The organism is Nocardia sp. NPDC047648, assembly GCF_040642815.1.
GTDB classification, from domain to species: domain Bacteria; phylum Actinomycetota; class Actinomycetes; order Mycobacteriales; family Mycobacteriaceae; genus Nocardia; species Nocardia gamkensis.
Genome location: NZ_JBEYSX010000003.1, coordinates 278,604 through 298,290, shown reverse-complemented (window position 1 = coordinate 298,290; position 19,687 = coordinate 278,604). Strand labels below are relative to the sequence as shown.

The 19,687-nt window shown below is 70.0% G+C and carries 19 protein-coding genes; 10 read left to right on the top strand and 9 right to left on the bottom strand.

Features of this window, described 5'->3' with window-relative positions:
- The first annotated feature begins 38 nt into the window (after positions 1 to 38).
- Positions 39 to 509 carry a MarR family transcriptional regulator gene (locus tag ABZ803_RS10055; RefSeq protein WP_357034844.1) on the top strand — a complete coding sequence of 157 codons (471 nt, stop codon included), beginning with the start codon at positions 39 to 41 and terminating at the stop codon, positions 507 to 509.
- Here the strand turns inward: ABZ803_RS10055 and ABZ803_RS10050 are convergent.
- A complete protein-coding gene (locus tag ABZ803_RS10050) occupies positions 499 to 1,305 on the bottom strand; it encodes an HAD-IIA family hydrolase (protein WP_357034842.1) in 807 nt (268 codons plus the stop codon). The genes ABZ803_RS10055 and ABZ803_RS10050 overlap by 11 nt on opposite strands.
- A 149-nt stretch (positions 1,306 to 1,454) precedes the next feature.
- Between ABZ803_RS10050 and fgd the strand changes: the two genes are divergently transcribed.
- The gene (fgd, locus tag ABZ803_RS10045; RefSeq protein ID WP_040870708.1) at positions 1,455 to 2,465 is read left to right on the top strand and encodes a glucose-6-phosphate dehydrogenase (coenzyme-F420); all 1,011 of its coding nucleotides are present in this window, start codon (positions 1,455 to 1,457) and stop codon (positions 2,463 to 2,465) included.
- 67 nt (positions 2,466 to 2,532) lie between these two features.
- Here the strand turns inward: fgd and ABZ803_RS10040 are convergent, their stop codons facing one another.
- Entirely contained in the window at positions 2,533 to 3,039 is a 507-nt protein-coding gene (locus tag ABZ803_RS10040; protein WP_357034839.1) for a nitroreductase/quinone reductase family protein, read from the bottom strand.
- Positions 3,040 to 3,303: 264 nt separating this feature from the next.
- Between ABZ803_RS10040 and pta the strand changes: the two genes are divergently transcribed.
- On the top strand, positions 3,304 to 5,376 hold the full coding sequence (gene pta, locus ABZ803_RS10035; protein ID WP_357034837.1) for a phosphate acetyltransferase: 2,073 nt from the start codon (positions 3,304 to 3,306) through the stop codon (positions 5,374 to 5,376).
- 28 nt (positions 5,377 to 5,404) lie between these two features.
- Positions 5,405 to 6,616, top strand: a complete 1,212-nt coding sequence (locus ABZ803_RS10030; RefSeq protein ID WP_357034835.1) for an acetate kinase — start codon at positions 5,405 to 5,407, stop codon at positions 6,614 to 6,616.
- Here ABZ803_RS10030 and ABZ803_RS10025 read toward each other — a convergent pair.
- The 3 genes from ABZ803_RS10025 to ABZ803_RS10015 all read right to left on the bottom strand — a co-directional run bounded on the left by ABZ803_RS10025 (position 6,613) and on the right by ABZ803_RS10015 (position 11,949).
- Entirely contained in the window at positions 6,613 to 8,904 is a 2,292-nt protein-coding gene (locus ABZ803_RS10025) for a tetratricopeptide repeat protein (protein WP_357034833.1), read from the bottom strand. The genes ABZ803_RS10030 and ABZ803_RS10025 overlap by 4 nt on opposite strands.
- A gap of 685 nt (positions 8,905 to 9,589) precedes the next feature.
- The gene (locus ABZ803_RS10020) at positions 9,590 to 10,573 is read right to left on the bottom strand and encodes a glutamate ABC transporter substrate-binding protein (protein ID WP_357034831.1); all 984 of its coding nucleotides are present in this window, start codon (positions 10,571 to 10,573) and stop codon (positions 9,590 to 9,592) included.
- On the bottom strand, positions 10,570 to 11,949 hold the full coding sequence (locus ABZ803_RS10015; protein WP_357034829.1) for a hypothetical protein: 1,380 nt from the start codon (positions 11,947 to 11,949) through the stop codon (positions 10,570 to 10,572). The genes ABZ803_RS10020 and ABZ803_RS10015 overlap by 4 nt, the downstream gene beginning before the upstream one ends.
- A 184-nt stretch (positions 11,950 to 12,133) precedes the next feature.
- Here ABZ803_RS10015 and ABZ803_RS10010 point away from each other — a divergent pair, with 184 nt between their 5' ends.
- On the top strand, positions 12,134 to 12,826 hold the full coding sequence (locus ABZ803_RS10010; protein ID WP_357034827.1) for an NUDIX hydrolase: 693 nt from the start codon (positions 12,134 to 12,136) through the stop codon (positions 12,824 to 12,826).
- 9 nt (positions 12,827 to 12,835) lie between these two features.
- On the opposite strand, the gene thiE is transcribed toward ABZ803_RS10010, so the two are convergent.
- On the bottom strand, positions 12,836 to 13,534 hold the full coding sequence (thiE, locus tag ABZ803_RS10005) for a thiamine phosphate synthase (protein WP_357034825.1): 699 nt from the start codon (positions 13,532 to 13,534) through the stop codon (positions 12,836 to 12,838).
- A 58-nt stretch (positions 13,535 to 13,592) separates the two neighbouring features.
- Between thiE and thiO the strand changes: the two genes are divergently transcribed.
- Genes thiO through ABZ803_RS09990 form a run of 3 tightly spaced genes read left to right on the top strand, consistent with a single transcriptional unit; the run spans position 13,593 to position 15,659 of the window.
- Entirely contained in the window at positions 13,593 to 14,666 is a 1,074-nt protein-coding gene (gene thiO, locus ABZ803_RS10000) for a glycine oxidase ThiO (protein ID WP_357034823.1), read from the top strand.
- Positions 14,663 to 14,881 (top strand): sulfur carrier protein ThiS, encoded by a 219-nt coding sequence (gene thiS, locus ABZ803_RS09995; protein WP_040870696.1) that lies wholly within the window; start codon positions 14,663 to 14,665, stop codon positions 14,879 to 14,881. Before thiO ends, thiS begins: the two co-directional genes overlap by 4 nt.
- Positions 14,874 to 15,659: a thiazole synthase gene (locus tag ABZ803_RS09990; RefSeq protein ID WP_357034821.1), complete on the top strand. Its 786-nt coding sequence runs from the start codon at positions 14,874 to 14,876 to the stop codon at positions 15,657 to 15,659. Before thiS ends, ABZ803_RS09990 begins: the two co-directional genes overlap by 8 nt.
- A 175-nt stretch (positions 15,660 to 15,834) precedes the next feature.
- On the opposite strand, the gene ABZ803_RS09985 is transcribed toward ABZ803_RS09990, so the two are convergent.
- Both ABZ803_RS09985 and ABZ803_RS09980 read right to left on the bottom strand, forming a co-directional pair.
- Complete coding sequence (locus ABZ803_RS09985) at positions 15,835 to 16,821, bottom strand: aldo/keto reductase (RefSeq protein ID WP_357034819.1); 987 nt, start codon at positions 16,819 to 16,821, stop codon at positions 15,835 to 15,837.
- 91 nt (positions 16,822 to 16,912) lie between these two features.
- A complete protein-coding gene (locus tag ABZ803_RS09980) occupies positions 16,913 to 17,383 on the bottom strand; it encodes a DUF6194 family protein (protein ID WP_357034817.1) in 471 nt (156 codons plus the stop codon).
- Between the two features lie 63 nt (positions 17,384 to 17,446).
- Here ABZ803_RS09980 and ABZ803_RS09975 point away from each other — a divergent pair, with 63 nt between their 5' ends.
- Positions 17,447 to 18,172, top strand: coding sequence for a MerR family transcriptional regulator (locus tag ABZ803_RS09975; RefSeq protein WP_357034815.1), 726 nt, complete (start codon positions 17,447 to 17,449; stop codon positions 18,170 to 18,172).
- Between the two features lie 169 nt (positions 18,173 to 18,341).
- Here the strand turns inward: ABZ803_RS09975 and ABZ803_RS09970 are convergent, their stop codons facing one another.
- Positions 18,342 to 18,509: a hypothetical protein gene (locus tag ABZ803_RS09970; protein WP_357034813.1), complete on the bottom strand. Its 168-nt coding sequence runs from the start codon at positions 18,507 to 18,509 to the stop codon at positions 18,342 to 18,344.
- Between the two features lie 162 nt (positions 18,510 to 18,671).
- Between ABZ803_RS09970 and ABZ803_RS09965 the strand changes: the two genes are divergently transcribed.
- Positions 18,672 to 19,604 carry a helix-turn-helix transcriptional regulator gene (locus ABZ803_RS09965; RefSeq protein WP_357034811.1) on the top strand — a complete coding sequence of 311 codons (933 nt, stop codon included), beginning with the start codon at positions 18,672 to 18,674 and terminating at the stop codon, positions 19,602 to 19,604.
- Positions 19,605 to 19,687 lie beyond the last annotated feature (83 nt).

Sequence of the window (19,687 nt, the reverse complement as noted above, 5' to 3'; positions counted from 1 at the left end):
GGTGATCCGGCCGGATCGCCGACATCGGGAGGTGCCGCATGACCCCGGAACAGGAGTTGTTCGCCACGGCGGCGATCACGTCGTTCCGCCTGAACGGTCAATTCCTCGCGGTGGCCGAGGAACTGGCCCGACCGGCGGGTCTGACCGCCGCGTGGTGGCAGGTGCTCGGTGCGGTGACGCGCGCGCCGCTGCCTGTCGCGGGCATCGCCCGCGAGATGGGCATCACCCGGCAGAGCGTCCAGCGCATCGCGGATCTGCTGGTGGACAAGGGACTCGCCGAATACCGGCCCAATCCCGCGCATCGCCGCGCGAAACTCGTCGCCATCACCGAGGCGGGGCTGGCCGCGGTACGCCGCATCAACCCGCGGCACAAGGTGATGGCCGAACGGCTCGTGGACGAGCTCGGCCACGAGCGGCTCGCGCGCACGGTCGAGGCGCTCACCGCGTTGTCCGCCGCCGTGGACGCGATCACCACGGACGGCGACCGGGACGCACCGCTCAATCCGTGAACGGGGACCCGGTCTTCCCGATCAGGTCGGCGACGGAGTCCACCACCATCGTGGGGCGGTAGGGGAAGGCCTCGAAGGACGCGCGGGTGGAGATGCCGGAGGTGACCAGGATGGTGCGCATGCCCGCCTCCAGGCCGGAGATGACGTCGGTGTCCATCCGGTCGCCGATCATCACCGTCGACTGGGAATGGGCGCCGATGCGACGCAGCGCGGAGCGCATCATCAGCGGGTTCGGCTTGCCGACGTAGTACGGGTCGCGGCCGGTGGCGCGGGTGATCAGCGCGGCCACCGAGCCGGTCGCGGGCAGCGAGCCGTCCCGGGACGGACCGGTCGGGTCCGGATTGGTCGCGATGAAGCGGGCGCCTCGCTCGACCAGCCGGATCGCGGTGGTGATCGCCTCGAAGGAGTACGTGCGGGTCTCGCCGAGCACGACGTAATCGGGATCGCTGTCGGTGAGCACGTAGCCGATCTCGTGCAAGGCGGTGGTGAGCCCGGATTCGCCCACCACGTACGCGGTGCCGTTGGGCCGCTGCTCGTCCAGGAAGGTGGCGGTGGCCAGCGCGGAGGTCCAGATCGCTTCTTCCGGGATGTCCAGCCCGGTGTGCCGCAGCCGCGCCTGTAGATCGCGCGGCGTGCGGATCGAGTTGTTGGTCAGCACCAGGAACGGGGTGTCGTTGGCGCGCAGTTCGGCGAGGAACTTGTCGGCGCCCGGGATGAGATGGTCCTCGTGCACCAGCACGCCGTCCATATCGGTCAAGTAGGACAGGATCGGCTCGTCTGCGGTCACGCGGGCCATTATCCGCTATCGCCCCGCGACCGGAACGGCCACGACCGGGAGGCTGTGAAGATCATCCGGGCCAGGCCGTCGGTGCGGAGGCGGCAGCGTTGACTACTGTCGAGAACGGATCGCGATGGCGGCGAAACGAAACGCGAGGAGCGTGGCAGATGAGCGGACTCAAGCTCGGATACAAGGCATCGGCGGAGCAGTTCGGCCCCCGTGAACTCGTCGAGATCGCGGTGCTGGCCGAGCAACACGGCTTGGACAGCGCCACGGTGAGCGACCATTTCCAGCCCTGGCGGCACAAAGGCGGGCACGCGCCCTTCTCGCTGGCCTGGTTGGCCGCGGTCGGCGAGCGCACCCAGCGCATCCAGCTCGGCACCTCGGTGCTCACCCCGACCTTCCGCTACAACCCGGCGGTGATCGCGCAGTCCTTCGCCACCTTGGGCTGCCTGTACCCGGATCGCGTCATGCTGGGGGTCGGCACCGGTGAGGCACTCAACGAGATCGCCACCGGATACACCGGCGAATGGCCCGAGTTCAAGGAGCGTTTCGCGCGGCTGCGCGAGGCGGTCGACCTGATGCGCGCACTGTGGACCGGCGACCGCGTCGATTACGACGGCGAGTACTACAAGACCGTCGGCGCCTCCATCTACGACGTACCCAAGGGCGGCATCCCGATCTACATCGCCGCGGGCGGCCCGTTGGTCGCGCGGTACGCCGGACGCGCGGGCGACGGCTTCATCTGCACGTCGGGCAAGGGCATGGACCTCTACACCGAGAAGTTGATGCCCGCCGTCGCCGAGGGCGCCGCGAAGGCCGGGCGCAGCGTGGAGGTCATCGACCGGATGATCGAGATCAAGCTGTCCTACGACACCGATCCCGAACTGGCCAGGGAGAACACCCGGTTCTGGGCCCCGCTCTCGCTCACCGCGGAGCAGAAGCACAGCATCACCGACCCGATCGAGATGGAGGCCGCCGCCGACGCGCTGCCCATCGAGCAGATCGCCAAGCGCTGGATCGTCGCGAGCGACCCCGACGAGGCGGTCGCCCAGATCAAGCCCTACCTCGACGCCGGCCTCAACCACCTGGTCTTCCACGCCCCCGGCCACGACCAGCGCCGCTTCCTCGACCTCTTCCAGCGCGACCTCGCCCCCCGCCTGCGCGCCCTGGCCTGACGTTCACGAGTGGCACACCACGGCGAGGCCCTTCGGCCGATGCCGCGGTGGTGTGCCACTCGCGGCGTCATGCCCGGCGGAGGGCGAAGATGCGGAGGTCGCGGGTGGTGCGGGAGCGGTAGGCGGCGTAGGCGCCGGTGATGTCGACGAAGCGTTGGAAGATGGGGGTTTTGTCGGGGTCTTCGACAGGGGTGGCGGTTACGGGGATGCGCTCGCCGGCTATCGCTACCGTGGCGGTGGGGTTCGCCAGGAGGTTGGTGGTCCAGGCCGGGTGGTGTGCCTGGCCGAAGTTGCTGCCGATCACGTAGAGCGTGTCGCCGTCGTGCACGTAGAGCAACGGCTGGGTGCGCGGCTGCCCGGATTTGCGTCCGATGGTGGTGAGCAGGATGACCGGCGCGCCGATCGGGCCGAGCACGGTGTACTTGGCGCCGGTGCGCTCCAGGACCGCCCGGTCCAGCGGGGTGAGGGCGCGGACCAGCCGGGAGCCCGGCTTGGTGGCCGCGAATCTGCTTGCCGCGCGGGCGAACAGATTGGTGCGCGAACCCCACTGCCGATCCGGAAATTGCTCAGCCATGCCCGGACTATAGCGGGACGGAAAGCGGCCATGGCGGCCCCTGACACCGCTAGGCGCTGACACCGAGGCGCCGCTGATACCGCGAGGCATGCGAGGCGCCACCGAAACGCGAATCCCTTGCTATCGCCGGGCCGGGCAGAACTGGCTGCCGTCGCGGCTGGAGTGTTCCGGGACGGCCCTGCGGCGGCCGCGCTCGCTTGCCCGGCGAGTGATCACCGTCGCGCGGCGCGGCCCGGTTGCCCTCGGTTCACTAAGCTCTGCGGCATGGCCGACAACGCTCTATCCGCCGTGTACATCGCCTCTCCCGAGGGCGACACCGGCAAGTCGACGGTGGCCCTCGGGGTGCTGCAGATGCTGTGTGCGACGACCGCGCGGGTCGGCGTGTTCCGGCCGATCACGCGCTCGACCACCGAGCCCGACTACATCCTCGAACTGCTGCTCGAGCACAGCACGGCGGACATCGATTACGCGCAGGCGATCGGCACCACCTACGAGCAGGTGCACGCCGACCCGGACGCGGCGATCAGCGAGATCGTGCTGCGCTTCCACGAGGTCGCCAAGATGTGCGACGCGGTGGTCGTGGTGGGCAGCGACTACACCGACGTGGCGAGCCCGAGCGAGTTGCGCTTCAACGCCAGGATCGCGGTCAATCTGGGCGCACCGGTGCTGCTGGTGGTGCGCGGCGCCGGACGCACCCCGGACGAGGTGAAGCAGCTGACCGACCTGTGCGCGGCCGAGCTGGCCCACGAGCACGCGCAGCTGGTCGCCGTCATCGCCAATCGCTGCGACCCGCAGCGGCTCGACGAGGTGGGCGCGGCGCTGCGCGGCTTCGGCGTCCCCTCCTGGACGCTGCCCGAGGTCCCGCTGTTGATCGCGCCGACCATGGCCGAGCTGTGCACCGCCATCGGCGGCGAGATGTACAGCGGCGATCCGGAATTGCTGCACCGTGAGGCGCTGAAGATCATGGTCGGCGGCATGACGGCGGAACACATCCTGGAACGGCTGGTCGAGGGCGTGGTGGTGATCGCGCCGGGCGATCGGTCGGACGTGCTGCTCAGCGTCGTGAACGCGCACGAGGCGGAGGGCTTTCCGTCGCTGTCGGGCATCATCATGAACGGTGGCCTGCTGCCGCATCCCGCGGTGGCGCGGCTGATGACCGGGCTCAAGCCCAAACTGCCGATCCTCACCACCGATCTCGGCACCTACGACACGGCAGGGGCCGCCTACCGCACCCGCGGCCGGATGTCCGCGGGCAACCCACGCAAAGTGGACACCGCGCTGGCGCTGATGGAAGAACGCGTGGACGCCGTGGAACTGTTGCGGCGCGTCGATGTTCCGCCCAGTCCGGTGGTCACGCCGCAGATGTTCGAATACCAGCTCATCGAGCGCGCACGAGCCGATCGCAAGCGCATCGTGCTGCCCGAGGGCGACGACGACCGTATCCTGCGCGCCGCGGGCCGGGTGTTGCAGCGCAAGATCGCCGACCTGGTCATCCTGGGCGACGAGACGACGGTGCGCGCGCGTGCCGCCGAACTCGGGGTGGACATCTCCGCCGCGCAGGTGCTCGACCCGCGTACCTCCGGTTACCTGGACGAGTTCGCCGCCGAGTACGCCGAACTGCGCAGACACAAGGGCATGACGGTGGAGCGGGCCCGCGAAACCGTCGCCGACATCTCGTATTTCGGCACCATGATGGTGTACAAGGGGATCGCCGACGGCATGGTCTCCGGCGCGGCGCACACCACGGCGCACACCATCCGGCCCTCGCTGGAGATCATCAAGACGGTGGAAGGGGTCGCCACCGTCTCCAGCGTGTTCCTCATGTGCCTGGCCGACCGGGTGCTCGCCTACGGTGACTGCGCGGTCGTGCCGGACCCCACGGCACAACAGCTGGCCGATATCGCGATCTCCTCGGCGGCGACCGCCGAACGCTTCGGCATCGAACCCCGGGTCGCGATGCTGTCGTATTCGACGGGCGAATCGGGCAGCGGGGCCGACGTGGACAAGGTGCGCGTGGCGACCAAGCTGGCGCGTGAACGCGCGCCGGAGCTGCCGGTGGAGGGCCCGATCCAATACGACGCGGCGATCGAACCGACCGTCGCCGACGCCAAGCTGCCCGATTCCGAAGTGGCAGGCCGCGCGACGGTGTTCGTGTTTCCCGACCTCAATACCGGCAACAACACCTACAAGGCGGTACAGCGCAGCGCGGGAGCGATCGCGATCGGACCGGTGCTGCAAGGTCTGCGCAAGCCGGTCAACGACCTGTCGCGTGGCGCACTGGTGGCCGACATCGTCAACACCGTGGCGATCACCGCCATTCAGGCGCAGGAGAGTTGATGCGGGCACGCGGGATGCGGGAGGTTCGATGAGCGAGACGGCCGAGAACATGGTGCTGGTGATCAACTCCGGCTCCTCGTCCATCAAATATCAACTGCTGGATCCCGATTCGGGTGTGGTCGCGGCCTCCGGCATGGTCGAGCGGATCGGTGAGGACGAGGGCGGGCTCGAGCATCGCGTCGACGGCGAGACCACCGAGCGCCGCGAGCCGATCGCCGACCACGCCGCCGGGTTGCGGCTGGTCTTCGACACCTTCGCCGCGACCGGCCATGATCTGGTGCGCGAGGGCGTGCGGGCGGTCGGGCACCGGGTGGTGCACGGCGGCGAGGTGTTCTACCGGCCCACCCTGATCGACGACGACGTGGTGGCCTCGATCTCCGAACTCGCCGCGCTGGCGCCGCTGCACAATCCGGCCAACGTCGCAGGCATCGACAGCGCGCGGGCGCTGTTGCCGGGAGTGCCGCAGGTCGCCGTGTTCGACACGGCGTTCTTCCACGGCTTGCCCGCCGCCGCCAAGACCTACGCCATCGACGCCAAGGTGGCCGCCGCGCACGGCATCCGGAAGTACGGCTTCCACGGCACCTCGCACGAGTACGTGTCCGGCCGCGCGGCCGAGCTGCTCGACCGCGACCCCGCCGAGCTGGATCAGATCGTCTTCCATCTCGGCAACGGCGCGTCGGCGTCGGCCATCCGGGGCGGTCGGCCGGTCGACACCAGCATGGGCCTCACCCCGCTGGAAGGGCTGGTGATGGGCACCAGGTCCGGCGATCTCGATCCCGGCATCGTCGCGCATCTGGCGCGCTCGGCACACCTGGACATCGACCAGATCGACGCCCTGCTCAACCGGGATTCCGGCATCAAGGGCCTGTCCGGCGTGAACGATTTCCGCGAACTGCGGCGCCTCATCGCCAGCGGGGACGAGGACGCGCGGCTGGCCTACGACGTGTACATCCATCGGTTGCGGCGTTACCTCGGGGCGTATCTGATCGAACTCGGCGGGGTCGACGCGATCACCTTCACCGCCGGAGTCGGGGAGAACAGTCCGCAGGTGCGCGCCGACGCCCTGGCCGGGCTCAGCCGGTTCGGCATCGAAGTCGATCCGGTGGCCAACACCGCGGAAAGCCGTGCCGCGCGATTCATCTCCCCGTCCGGCACGCCGGTCGCGGTGCTCGTGGTGCCGACCAACGAGGAGCTCGCCATCGCCCGCGCCGCACGGCGACTGGTCGAGCGGCGCGGCTAGATCCAGGTCTTCGCGCGAATGGCGTTCGCCAGGTCGACGAGCGCGTAGCGATGCGTGCGATCGGGCGCTCCGCGAGCCAGCGAGCGCAGCCCCGCCTCGGTGCCGGTTCGCAGTTCGCGTTCGGTGAACGGCGCGCCGAACAGCGTGGCATCGGGACGTTTCGGCGTGTTGCCCGCTTGCAGCCAGGCCAAGGCCGCGCCGAGCACCAGCACCCGCATCTGCACCGCCCGGCTCTCGCCCGTGGGCAGGCTCAGCACCCGGGACGCCGAGATGTGCAGGGTGGCCTCGTCGAGATCGGCCACCGGCGCGGCCGTGAGCAGAAACAGCACGGCGGTCATCCGCGCGGTGGTGAAATGCCGCGACGCGGCGGGCACGGCGTCCAGCGCCCGCACGGCCTCGTCCACCCTGCCGTCCGCGGCCAGCTGCCTGGACAGCCCGAAGGCAGCGCTCACCACGGTGCGGTCGGTGCGCCACACCGTCTCGTATGCCTTCTCGGCGTACGCGCGCCATTGCTCGGGATCCGGCGAATCCCAGTGCTGAAGAATGAGTTCGGCCGTGGCGGCGAGGGCGAGCTGAGGAGCCAGCTCGCCGGGGAGCACACGGAGGACCTCGTCGAAATTCGAGAAGGCGCGCTCGTACTCCCGATCGAGCAACTCGGCCATACCGCGATACCAGCTCACCCGCCACTCCCGCTCGGGCAACCGCGCGAGCAGATCCAGGACGGTGGCCGACTCGCGCAGATCGAGCCGCACGCGCGCCTCGGCGAGGGAAAGCTCCAGATCGAGCGTCTCCGGGGCGTTGCCGGGATCGGCCTCGGCTCGTTCGCGGACGGTGCGCAGCGCCTCCAGCGCGTGGTCCGGCTCGGGATGCACCGCCGCCGAGAGCAGGGATGCGGACGGATCGGCCGGATCGAGCAGCGGGATCGGCAACCCGGCCACCACGTCGCGGGCGTCGAGCATGCTGCTGCGCGGACGGCCGTCGGTGTAGGCGTCGGTCTGGCTGATCAGCTCCTCGGTGCCGAAACTGGTGCGCGGCGGCGCGAAGACGGTGGACAACTGCGGGTGCTCGGTGTCGGTCTCCAACGCGAGGATCTCCCGCAGCACGCCGGACAGCTGCGCGGACATCGCACGGGCGGAGGGGAAGCGCCGCCGCGGGTCCGGGTCGGTGGCACACAGCAGCAGTCGATGGAAGAACTCGTAGCGCGCCAGCACCGGCTCGTCGGCGGGATCGGGGAGCCCGTCGAGGTAGCGTCCGTGCTCCGAAGGCATGCGCAGGGTCAGCACGGCCAGCGTGCGCCCCACGGTGTAGATGTCGGAGGCGACGGTCGGGCCGGTTCGCGCGACCTCCGGTGCCTGGAAACCCCTGGTGCCATAGAGGTTTCCGTATGCCTCGATGGTGGCGACGGCCCCGAGGTCGATCAGCTTGACCTGGTCCTCGGTGACCATGACGTTGTCGGGCTTGAGATCGTTGTAGGTCAGGCCGGTCGAGTGCAGGTACTCCAGCGCGGGCAGGATCTCCAGCAGATAGGCGATCGCCTCGGCGACCGGCATGCGCTTCGGGCGTTCGTAGGAGTCGAGGATGTCGCGCAGCGACCGGCCGCCCACGTACTCCATGACGATGTAGCCGACCGGTGTGCCGTCGGCGCCGGTGTGCTCGACGAAGTTGTAGATCTTGACGATGCTCGGGTGCGCCACCTCGGCCAGGAACTGGCGTTCGGCCATGGCCACCGCCTGCGCTTCGGCGTCACCGCTGTGCAGCAGGCCCTTCAGCACGACCCAGCGATCGCTGACATTGCGGTCGATCGCCAGGTAGATCCAGCCGAGTCCGCCGTGGGCGATGCAGCCCTGCACCTCGTACTGTCCCGCCACCATGTCGCCCGCGTGCAGCGTGGGACGGAAGTCGAAGGGCGCCTCGCAGGTCGCGCACGTGCCCGCCGTGGTCGCGGGCCGGGTCGCCGTCGCCCGGCCGACCGGTTTGCCGCAGCGCCAGCAGAATCGCCTGCCCTCGGAGACCACCGCGTCGGTGAGGACGGCGTCGCGGGGATCGGCGGGCGTCACCGTCGGGATCGGCACCAGTCCCGCGCCGAGCCGCCGCACCGCCGGACGGGTGCGCGCGCTGCGCACGCTGCGTCCGGAGGTGCGCAGCGGCGACGACGTGGGTTCGGATGCGGCGCGGCGCGTTTCGTCGGGTCCCGCCGCCGCGGTCAACGGCTGGTCGTCCGCCATTTCCGTGCCGGGGATTTCGTCCGGCGCGAACGCCGGGGGCTTCTCCGGTCCGGAGTCGCGCATCCACGCGACAGTGCCCGACGGCGTGTCCGGATGGTCGAGCTGGACCCGGGTCGAGTCAGAGTCTTGGTCGGCCGCTGTCTGTTCTGTCGTGACCGATGGCGTGTCCGGACGGTTGACCTGCATGCGGGTTGCGTCGGAGTCTTGTTCGGCGGCTGTCTGTGCCGAGGTGTCCGGACGGTTGACCTGCATGCGGGTTGCGTCCGAGTCTTGCTCCGCCGATTTCGCGGATGATGCTTCTTGCCCGGCGCCCACGGCCCGTGTCGGTGCGGCGGGCTGGTCTTCACCGGTGCTGCCCGGGACCTCGCCGGAGGCGGCTCGTGCGGTGTCTCGCGCGACCGATGGGTCCTGCGCCGCACCTGACGGGTCCGCGTCCTCGGCCCGGTGCCAGGCGACCGTGCCCGGCGAGGCAGCCGTACGGTCGACCGGCGTGTGGACCGTGTGCTGAAGCTCCGCGGCCCCAGACGATTCCGGATCGATCGAGCCCACCCACCTGCCGGTTGCCGACGGGTGAGCATCCAGGTGTCGTGTGCCCGCGTGGTCTCCGCGCGGCGGTTTCGCCGCCGCGCCCGGATGACGCCCGGCCGCTCCGGTGCACCCGTCCTCGAACACCTCGGCCGGGCCGGGCCGCCCCGGGGCGGTTTCGTCCGGGTCGGGCTCGGGGGCGGGCCGTGTGCTCATCGGCCGGTCAGTCCTGATAGGTAGGGGCGGGCGGGGCGGGAACGGGACCGAGGACGGTGAGATATTTCTGGTACAGCCCGACCCACGTGCCGTCGTTACGGATGCGTTCCAGCGTGCCGTTGACGAATCGCACGAGATCGTCGTTGCCTTTGGTGATGCCGATGCCGTATGGCTCTTCGCTGATGCTGCCGCCGACCAGCTCGGTGTACGGGTCCTGCGCGGCCAGGCCAGCGAGGACGGCGTCGTCGGTGCTCACCGCGTCCACCTGGCGCTGTTGCAGGACGACCAGGCAATCGGCCCAGCTCGGTACGGTGAGGATGGTCGCGGCGGGCTGGTCGCGGCGCATATGCTCCAGCGACGTGGTGCCGGACACGATGCACACCCGTCGGCCCGCCAGATCGGCCAGACTCCGGATCCCGGAGTTCTTCACCGCGAGCACCCGTTGGTTGGCGTGTAGGTAGACGGTGGAGAACGCGACCTTCTCACGCCGCTCACAGTTGATCGTCATGGTTTTGGCGACCAGGTCCACGGTGCGGTTCTGCAACGCGGTCTCGCGCTCGGCGGAGCCGAGACTGCGGAATTCGATCAGATCCGGGCTGCCGAGCAGGTCGCGGGCCACCTCCCTGGCGATGTCGGCGTCGAAACCGACGATGGCGCCGGAGATCGGGTCCCGGTAGCTGAACAGATTGCTGCCGGTGTCCAGGCCGACGAGCAGCCTGCCGCGCGCCCGGATCGCATCGATCGTCGGCCCGCGCGCGCCCGCCCCCGCGCCGCTCGGGCGCAGACTGGCGGTCGGGTCTCCGCATCGCGGTGTGCCCGGCGGCGGCGGGACCGGCGAATCGGTCAGCACCGGAACGGCTCTGGCGGGAAACGGGGAATCGGTGTACTTCGGCGTCTTGGTCGACACCGGCGCGCTGGAATCGCTCGCACAGCCGCCCGTCAGCGCGACCACGAGGACGGCGGCCACCAGAATGCCGCGGGCGGATCTCATCGGTACTCCCGAAGCCGGGGCCATATGCCCAGTCCGACATAGCCTGCCGCCAGGACGCCGAGCACCATCGCTCCCGCGCCCAGGAAGTCCAGGACGCGTGCGGCCTGGGAGATCTCGTCGCGCAGCGTGTTCCTGGTCGCGGCGATACCTTGCTCGAGCGAACGGTCCAGCGCCTCCACCTGCACGGTGGCGTCGGCGGAGCCGGGACCGGTCGCCACCACGGCCGCGCTGTTGAAATCGCCCTTGGCCAGCGCGTCGTTCATCCGCTGATGCGCCACCCGCCAGCGTGCCAGCGCCGGAACGGCGTTGCGCACCTCGCCCGCCGCGGGCGCGGAGCCGGGGTAGTTGCCGATCAGATCGGCCAGCCGTTCGATGTCCGCGTCGTAGGTGCGGTCGTAGTCGCCGCTCGCGTCCCGGCGCACCAGCTTCAACGTCTCCGCGGCGCGCGCCTGCTGCGCCAGGATCCGGCTCTCGGTCAGACGCGAGGAAGGTACCGCGCCGTCGTCGCGGGCGCTGATCATCGACGCCGCCGACACCGAACCCGCGATCACCGTCCACGCCAGCAGGATCAGCATGGCCACCGACGCGAGCAGCAGGCCGGGATTGAGCACCCGCCGCCAGCGACGCGCCAGATCCCGCTGCACCCAGATCAGCACGCCGAGGGTGAGGATCAGCAGCCCGATGGCGGTCCACGGCGGGCGCACGTGGTTGCGCTGCGCGTCGGTCACCGCCGCCGAGCGATGGTTGTGCAGCTCCTCGGCCATCGGTAGCAGCGTCGTCTGCATCTGATTGGACGCCTCGCTCAAATACGCGGCGCCGACCGGATATCCGCTGCGATTGTTCGTCCGTGCGGTTTCCACCAGACCTGAGTACACCGGCAGGCCGGTGACTATGCCGGTCCGTAGCCGGGCATCCGGATCGATCGCTGCGCCCGGCCCCGCCCGGTCGGATTGGGTCACCAACTCCGCGGCCGCTTCGCCCAGTGCCTGCGTGTAGCGATCCCGCACCGCCTGCGGCTCCAGCCCGCCCGCGATGAAGGCGGTGCTCGCCGCGGCGTCGGCGATCGACAGCGAGGTGTAGAGCCGATGCGCGGAATCGGCGTCCGGTTCGGTGTCGTAGAGCAGCACGTCCAGGCTCTGCTGCCGGTCACCGACCGTCGCGGCGGTCATCGAACCCGCGGCCAGGCACAATCCGATCAGCAGCAGCCCAAGCGCGATCAGCCGTCCGGGTGAGGAATTGGCGAACGAGCGCAGGTTGGCCAGGTCGAGACGTTCGCGCACCACCGCGACGCTCAGCCCGCCCGGATCGTCCCGACCGGCGGCCTCGGGCACGGACGATGGCCGGAGTTCGGCCGTCGTCGGCTCGGAGCTAGCCATGTCCACCTCCCCAGTTTGGGCCGCGTACGCGGATTTCTCGACGGTTGGACCGAAGATCCGATCGACCCGTGCGTGTTGGTGCGGAGTTTATTGTGGTCGTACGGGAGCCGTTGCGTGTGAAACACCCTCGGTTGGGAGGAAACGATGGTGGGCGCTGCCGCGGCTGGACGAGGATGGGTACGAGATGCGTGGTGACGGTGACGGTTGGTCGCTGGGCCCGGACGGGCTGCGGCACTGGGGTCGCTTCGGCGCCGCCGGACTCCTCCTGCGCGCTCCGCTGGCCGAGGGCGGTTCGGCGGTGCTGCTGCAACACCGCGCTCCGTGGAGTCATCAAGGCGGCACCTGGGCATTGCCCGGCGGGGCGCGCGACAGCCACGAGACGCCCGTGCACGCGGCGGTCCGCGAGGCTTGGGAGGAGACGGGCATCGACCCCGCCGACGTCCGGGTGCGCGGCGAGCGGGTGACGGCGTCGGCCCTGAGCGGCTGGACCTACACGACGGTCGTCGCCGACGCGGTGATGACGCTGCCGACCACCGGTAATCGCGAAAGCACCGAGTTGGCCTGGGTCCCTGAGGAGGAGGTCGACGCCCGCCCGCTGCATCCGGGCTTCGCGGCGTCCTGGCCCACCCTGCGCGCCGCGCCCGCGCGGGTGCTGCTCGCCGAGATCGCGGGCGACCGAGCCGTCGCCGCCGCGCTGCCGCGCACGCTCGACCTCGCCGACCTCGGTTTCGTCTGGCTGCATTCGGATCCGGCCGGGCCTGGCGATTACGCCAGGATCGTCGACGAGCCGGGCGCGCAGGTCACGGAGCCGGCCTCGGCCGGAAGCACGGCGGTGGAGACCGCGCTTTCGTTCACCCGCGGACAGGTGCTTTCCTGACCGCGCCGCTCACGCGTTCGCCAGCAGCGCCGTTTTCAGCTCGCGCGCGGCGGCTTCCGGATCGCGCGCCTCGGTGATCGCGCGCACCACCACGACCCGCTTCGCCCCGGCTTCCAGCACTTGCGCGAGGTTCTCTGCGTTGATCCCGCCGATCGCGAACCAGGGACGGGTGGGATGGGCTTCCGCGGTGGAGCGGATCAGTTCCGGCCCCGCCGCCTGCCTGCCCGGTTTGGTCGGGGTGGCCCAGATCGGTCCGGTGCAGAAGTAATCGATGTGCTCGTCGATCGCAGCGAGCCCGGCCTGCGCGCGATTGTGCGTGGATCGTCCGATCACCACCTCGGGCCCGAGAATCCGGCGCGCGTACCAGGGCGGGAGGTCGCCCTGCCCGAGGTGCAGCACGTCGGCGCTGGAGGCGAGGGCGATGTCGGCGCGATCGTTCACCGCGACCAGGCCGCCGTGCCTGCGCGCGGCGGATTTCAGTTCGGCCAGCGCGCCGAGTTCGGCCCTGGCCTCGAGCGGACCGAACTTCGCTTCGCCCGGTGATCCCTTGTCTCTGAGCTGGATGATGTCGACTCCGCCTGCGAAAGCGGCCTCGGCGAACTTCGCCAGATCGCCCTTCTCCCGGCGTGCGTCGGTGCAGAGATACAGCCGCGCGTTCGCCAGACGCTCCCGCGGCGAGGCGGGTCGATTCGGGTGGGAGGGTTGCACGCCTTCGACCGTAGCCGCGCTACCGTGGGGATGCGAAACAGGAGGCAGGTGGATCGGGATGCGGACTCTGGCCGTCGTCGGTGGCGGCGCCATCGGGCTCGCCGTGGCCTGGCGGGCCGCCGAGGCCGGTTGGTCGGTCACGCTGCTCGATCCGGCGGTCGCGACCGGGGCCTCCTGGGTGGCCGGAGGAATGCTGGCACCGCTGTCGGAAGGCTGGCCCGGCGAGGACCGGGTGCTCGAATTCGGCGCGGCGTCGCTGGCCCGCTGGCCCGGCTTCGCCGCCCGGCTCGAAGCCGCGACCGGCGTGTCGGTCTTCGTGGCGGACGAGACCATGACCGTCGCGCTGGACGCGGCCGACGCGGCCGACCTGCGCACCGTGGCCGACTGGGTCGGCAGCCGCGGGCACGAGCTGCGGATGCTGGACCGCGCAGGAGTTCGCGAGCGGGAACCCGGCCTGGCCCGAACGGTGCGCGCCGCGCTGCTCGCGCCCGCCGAACCCGCGATCGACAACCGCAAGCTGCTCGCCGCACTGCGGCAGGCGGCCGAGACGGCGGGCGTCGTGGTGCGCGCCAAGTCCGTAGACTCGCTGACGGAACTTCCACACGACCAAGTCGTGCTCGCCGCGGGAGCCGCGTCGGCGGTGTTGTGGCCGGAATTGCCGGTCCGCCCGGTCAAGGGCGAGATCCTGCGCCTGCGGCACCGGCCGGGCGTCGCCCCCGCGCCGCGCCGGGTGATCCGGGCCAGGGTGCACGGGCGAGCGGTATACCTGGTACCGCGCGCCGAGGGCATCGTCGTCGGCGCCACGCAGTACGAAGCGGGTTTCGACACCGCCGTCACCGTAGCGGGCGTTCGCGATCTGATCGCCGACGCGGAGGCGGTGTTCCCCGGCATCGGCGAATACGAACTCGCCGAGGCCGGCGCCGGTTCCCGGCCGGGCAGCCCGGACAACCTGCCGCTGATCGGCCGGCTCACCGACCGGATCGTGGTGGCCACCGGGCACGGCCGCAACGGCATGCTGACCGTGCCGCTCACCGTGGACGCGGTGACCGGCCTGCTCGGCGGGGCGGTGCTGCCCGAAGCGGAAGTTGCCGACCCGCAACGCTTTTCGACGACTGTAGGAGGAAACAGATGACGCTGTCATCCGTCCCCATCGGTGTCACGGTGAACGGCGACGAGCACGAGTTCGCCGAGCCGCTGACCGTACGCGAGCTGCTGGAGCGCCTCGACCTGCCGTGCCGGGGCGTCGCGCTGGCGGTGGACGGCGCGGTGTTCCCCAAGTCGCGCTGGGACGAACCGGTCGGGCGCGGCTGGCAGATCGAGGTGCTGACGGCGGTCCAAGGTGGCTGAGGCTGCGGCGGAATCCGGGAGGGCCGACGCGCCGCTGCGGATCGCGGGCCGCGAGTTCGGTTCCCGCCTGATCATGGGCACCGGCGGCGCGGAGAACCTCGCCGTCCTGGAGGAGGCGCTGATCGCCTCCGGCACCGAGTTGACCACCGTGGCCATGCGGCGCATCGACGCCGCGGGCGGCACCGGCGTGCTCGATTTGCTGAAACGACTGGACATCGCGCCGCTGCCGAACACGGCGGGCTGTCGCACCGCGGCCGAAGCGGTGCTCACCGCGCAGCTGGCGCGCGAGGCGCTGGACACCGACTGGGTGAAGCTCGAGGTGGTCGCCGACGAGCGCACCCTGCTGCCCGACCCGATCGAATTGCTCACCGCCGCCGAGCAACTCGTCGACGACGGGTTCGTGGTGCTGCCCTACACCAACGACGACCCGGTGCTGGCCCGCCGCCTGCAGGACGCAGGCTGCGCGGCCGTGATGCCGCTCGGCGCGCCCATCGGCACCGGCCTCGGCATAGGCAACCCGCACAACATCGAGATGATCGTCGCGGACGCCGAGGTCCCGGTCATCCTGGACGCGGGCATCGGCACCGCGAGCGACGCCGCCCTCGCCATGGAACTCGGGTGCTCGGCTGTACTGCTCGCCACGGCCGTGACCAGGGCGAAGCACCCCGAACTGATGGCCGCGGCGATGGCGGACGCCGTCCGCGCCGGGTATGCGGCCCGGCTGGCGGGGCGCATCCCGAAGCGGTTCTGGGCACAGGCGTCGTCCCCCGCGCTGTGAGCGGCTTACTCGCGTCCTGACCCTCCCGGCCAGTTCCCGGAGGCCGTGAACGAGTTCCCGACCCCGGCGGGCCACTACTGGGTGGCGAGGCCGGGCCCGGGGCATCACTCGGTAGGCCCGGCCGGTCCGCGGCGGCGGGTGGCGCCGGTCCCGGGACGCGTCGTTGTCGCGCGCCTCAGCGGTTGACGAAGGTGAGATTCGTCGAGTCGTAGCGGGTGCCCGCGACCTGCTCGGGCGGGGCGGCGGCCTCGATAGCGGCGAGGTCCTCGGGGGACAGCTCGATGGCCAGGGCCGCGAGGTTCTCCTCCAGATAGCGCTGCCGCCGGGTGCCGGGGATCGGCACGACGTCCTCGCCGCGGTGCTGCACCCAGGCCAGTGCGAGCTGGCCCGCCGTGACCCCCTTCGCCGCGGCCAGCTCGGTCAGCTTCGCGACGATCGCGAGGTTCCGTTCGAGGTTGCCCTCGGCGAAACGCGGCTGGCTGCGCCGCACATCGGTCTGCGCCAAACCCTCGACCGAGTTGTAGCGGCCGGTCAGGAAACCGCGCCCGAGCGGGGAGAACGGGACGAGGCCGATGCCGAGTTCCCGGCAGACCGGCGCGACCTCGGCTTCCGGATCGCGGGTCCACAGCGACCACTCGCTCTGCAACGCGGCGATCGGATGCACGGCGTGCGCGCGCCGGATGGTCTGCGCGCCGGCCTCCGACAGCCCCAGGTGGCGCACCTTCCCCGCCTGTACCAGTTCGGCCATCGCTGCGACCGTCTCCTCGATCGGCACCTTCGGGTCCACCCGGTGCAGGTAGTAGAGGTCGATGTGGTCGACCCCGAGCCTGCGCAGCGACGCCTCGCACGCCTGGCGCACGTAGGCGGCGTCGCCGCGGATGTGCGTGGGCTCGCCCAAGCGGTTGGCGAAGCCGAATTTCGTGGCCAGCACCACCTCGTCACGACGCTCCGCGATGGCCCGCCCGATCAGCTCCTCGTTGTGCCCGGCGCCGTAGAAATCGGCGGTGTCCAACAGGGTCACACCGAGGTCGAGGGCGTGGTGCAGCGTCGCGATCGACTGCGCGTCGTCCGCGTCGCCGTAGCCGTGACTCATGCCCATGCATCCCAGGCCCTGCGCGGAGACCGTGAGTTCGCCGAGCTGCCGGGTGGGGACGTCGATCATGCTGCTACCTCCTGCGTTCGAATCCGTCGTCACGACGCTAGGTGCTGGAGCGCGCTCCATGTCAACAGCGGTGTGTGCCACTCGCGCGGTGTCAATCGCGGGTCGAGGCCGCACGTCGTTCGTAGCGTGAGCGGGCCAGGTCGTAGGCCGTTCGGAGGAGTTCGCGGGTTGGTTCGTCGGTTCGCTGGGCGGGGTTCACCACCGCGAGCCAACCGGCGGAGCCGTAGACGGGGTGGGGGATCACCGTGTCCGTCACGCTCGGATCGTGCGGGGAGGGTTCGCGGGGGGTGTGGCCGGTCCACCGGATGAAAGCTTCTTTTCCGGCTGCGATGTTGACTCGGAAGGTATTCGGGCGGTCCAGGCGGGACTGCTCGTCATCGGGGTAATTCTTCGTGACGATCGTCGCGAAAGGCTGGGTCGCCTTCGGCACGACGCCGTCGGGTGAGTAGTAGAAGAACGTGTCGCCCCAGCTGATCTCCGGTGAGCCGTCGCCGGGGCCGGGGCGAAGAATCAGCACGCCCTCGAGGGCGGAGACGAAGTCGATGATCTCGTCGATGGTCATGTGCTCCAGCGTTTCATTAAGGTGCTTGTGGAGACTTCGGCCGGAAGATCGAGGACCAAAAGCGTGGAAACTCTCAACTCGCGGATGCGCACGGTCGATGTGGCGCGGCGCGCGGGGTACTCGGTGCAGCAGATCCGCAATCTCGAGCGGGACGGTGTGCTGCCGCCTGCGCTGCGCACGGCAGCGGGCTATCGCGAGTACGAGGAGGTACACGTGCGATCCGCGCTGGCATACCGCGCGCTGGCGGCGGGCGTCGGTCCTGTCGAAGCCAAGCGAATCCTCCGCGCCGTGCACGACCGCCCCATCCACGAGGCGCTCGCGCTACTCGACGCGGCGCACGCGCGCCTGCACCGTGAGCGAACGGACCTCGCGTTGGCGAAGCGTGCGGCCTCGGCGATCTCGGCCGAGCCGATCGATGATGTTCGTGCGTCCGATTCGATGAGCGTCGCCGAACTCGCCGCCGCGCTGGGCGTACGCCCCTCGACACTGCGGCATTGGGACACCGAGGGACTCGTGGTCCCAGACCGTGCCGCCCCACAACGGACGCGGCGGTACTCACCTGCTCAGGTACGCGATGCCCGGATCGTCCACCAGCTCCGCTGCGCCGGATACCGCGTCGACACCCTTCGGGCCTTGATGCCCGACCTGCCGCGCGGCCACCGATCCGCAGACGTCGAAGCCGCCCTCGCGGCCAGGGACGCGAGCATCACCGCTCGCTCCCACGCCCTCCTCGACGCCTCCGCCGCGCTCACCGCCGTCATCGCGCACGCGGCGGATCCGGCCTACTGACTCGCTTTATCGCCTGTGCCGCGCTCATGGAGCCAGCGCTCAGCGGACAACTTGCGCGGACACGGCGGGGTACATGTGGAATGGAGCTTCAGCAAGCCTTGCGCGTGCTTCTCATCGACGGGCCAGTTGCTGTCCTCGCAATAGTCCTGGATCCAGCTGTGCCGCGGCGTCATCGCTGCTCCTCGCGGTCGATTCGGTCCATGACCTCACGGAACGGCACGCGCTCGTCCGGATCGTCACCAAACTCGAGTAGCCACGGCAGCACCCAGAACAGCAGGACCAGCAGGCCGCCGACAGCGGCGATGACGATGAGGACGGCTGCAAGTTCTTCTGTCATTCGATAGACCCCCTGGCGCGTTGTGGTGTGGTTGGTGACACCCGGCGCCGAGGAGTTCGGGGCTCGACCCGGCAGCGGGTGCTGATCTCAGTCTCAGGCGATTCACCTGGTTGTGACCCCGTTGCCGCGTTGACATCTGTTTTCCGTCGCTACCGTGGGGAAATGGACCAGGGGGCATTACTCCGTACGGCACGCGAAGCGGCACGGGTATCGCTGCGCTCGATGGCGCGGATGACGAATTACAGTCCCGCGTATCTGAGCCTCATCGAGTCCGGGAAACGGCCTGCTTCACATGAGGTTGTCTGTGCCTACGAACGGGCGCTGGGCGCCGATCTGGAACGGCTGTCGGCAGTTTCGGACTCGCCGGCGAAAGTCGATTCGAGCAGCCTCGATGAGGTGGCAGTCATGCTCTCGGCAACACGACGCATCGAGGACGCTGCCGGTCCGGCTTCGGTTCTCACTGTCGTGCAAGGCATGTCGACGATAACGGAGCGGTTCGCTGACCAGGCTCGATCACGGCACGCGGCCCGGGCTGCGGCGCTGGCAAGCGAAGTCACCCAGTACCGCGGTTGGCTCGAGCACGCGACCGGCGCCGGGAAAGCCTCCCTGCGCAGCCTGGATCGGTCCATAGCGTTCGCGAAACATGCCTGCGGTCGCGACCAGCTCGCGCACGGGCTCAGCTTCAGTGCCTACGTGCGTCTCGAGCGTGGGCGGCTCGATGAAGCGGCGCAGATGGTCGACGCCGTGCTGTCCGTGCCTCGTTTGCACCCACTGATTCGGGTGTACGAGCGCTATCAACACGCTCGTGTGCTCGCAGTGGCAGACGATCGGCACGGCGCCGAGCGTGCCCTTCTGCTCGCCGACTCGGAGGCCGACGCAGCCGCCGACGAACCGCCACCCGACGCAGGATATTGGTATACCCCTGGTTTCTTCGGTCTGCAACGCGCTCGTGTCCTGCGCACTCTGGGAGAAACCGAACGCAGCCGCGAAGTTGTGGCGCAGTCCCTCGAGTCGATGCCGGAGGATCACAGCACCGCAGAGTGGGCGGCAAAGTGGCGACGAGCGGCAGCCGGAGACGGCGACGTACCGCACTGACGGGGGGAGACCGGGCCCGGTTCGTCGAAGTGCAAGACCCCTTGCCGCTGGGCCCACCCCCCACCCGTACGGGCTTGCACCCA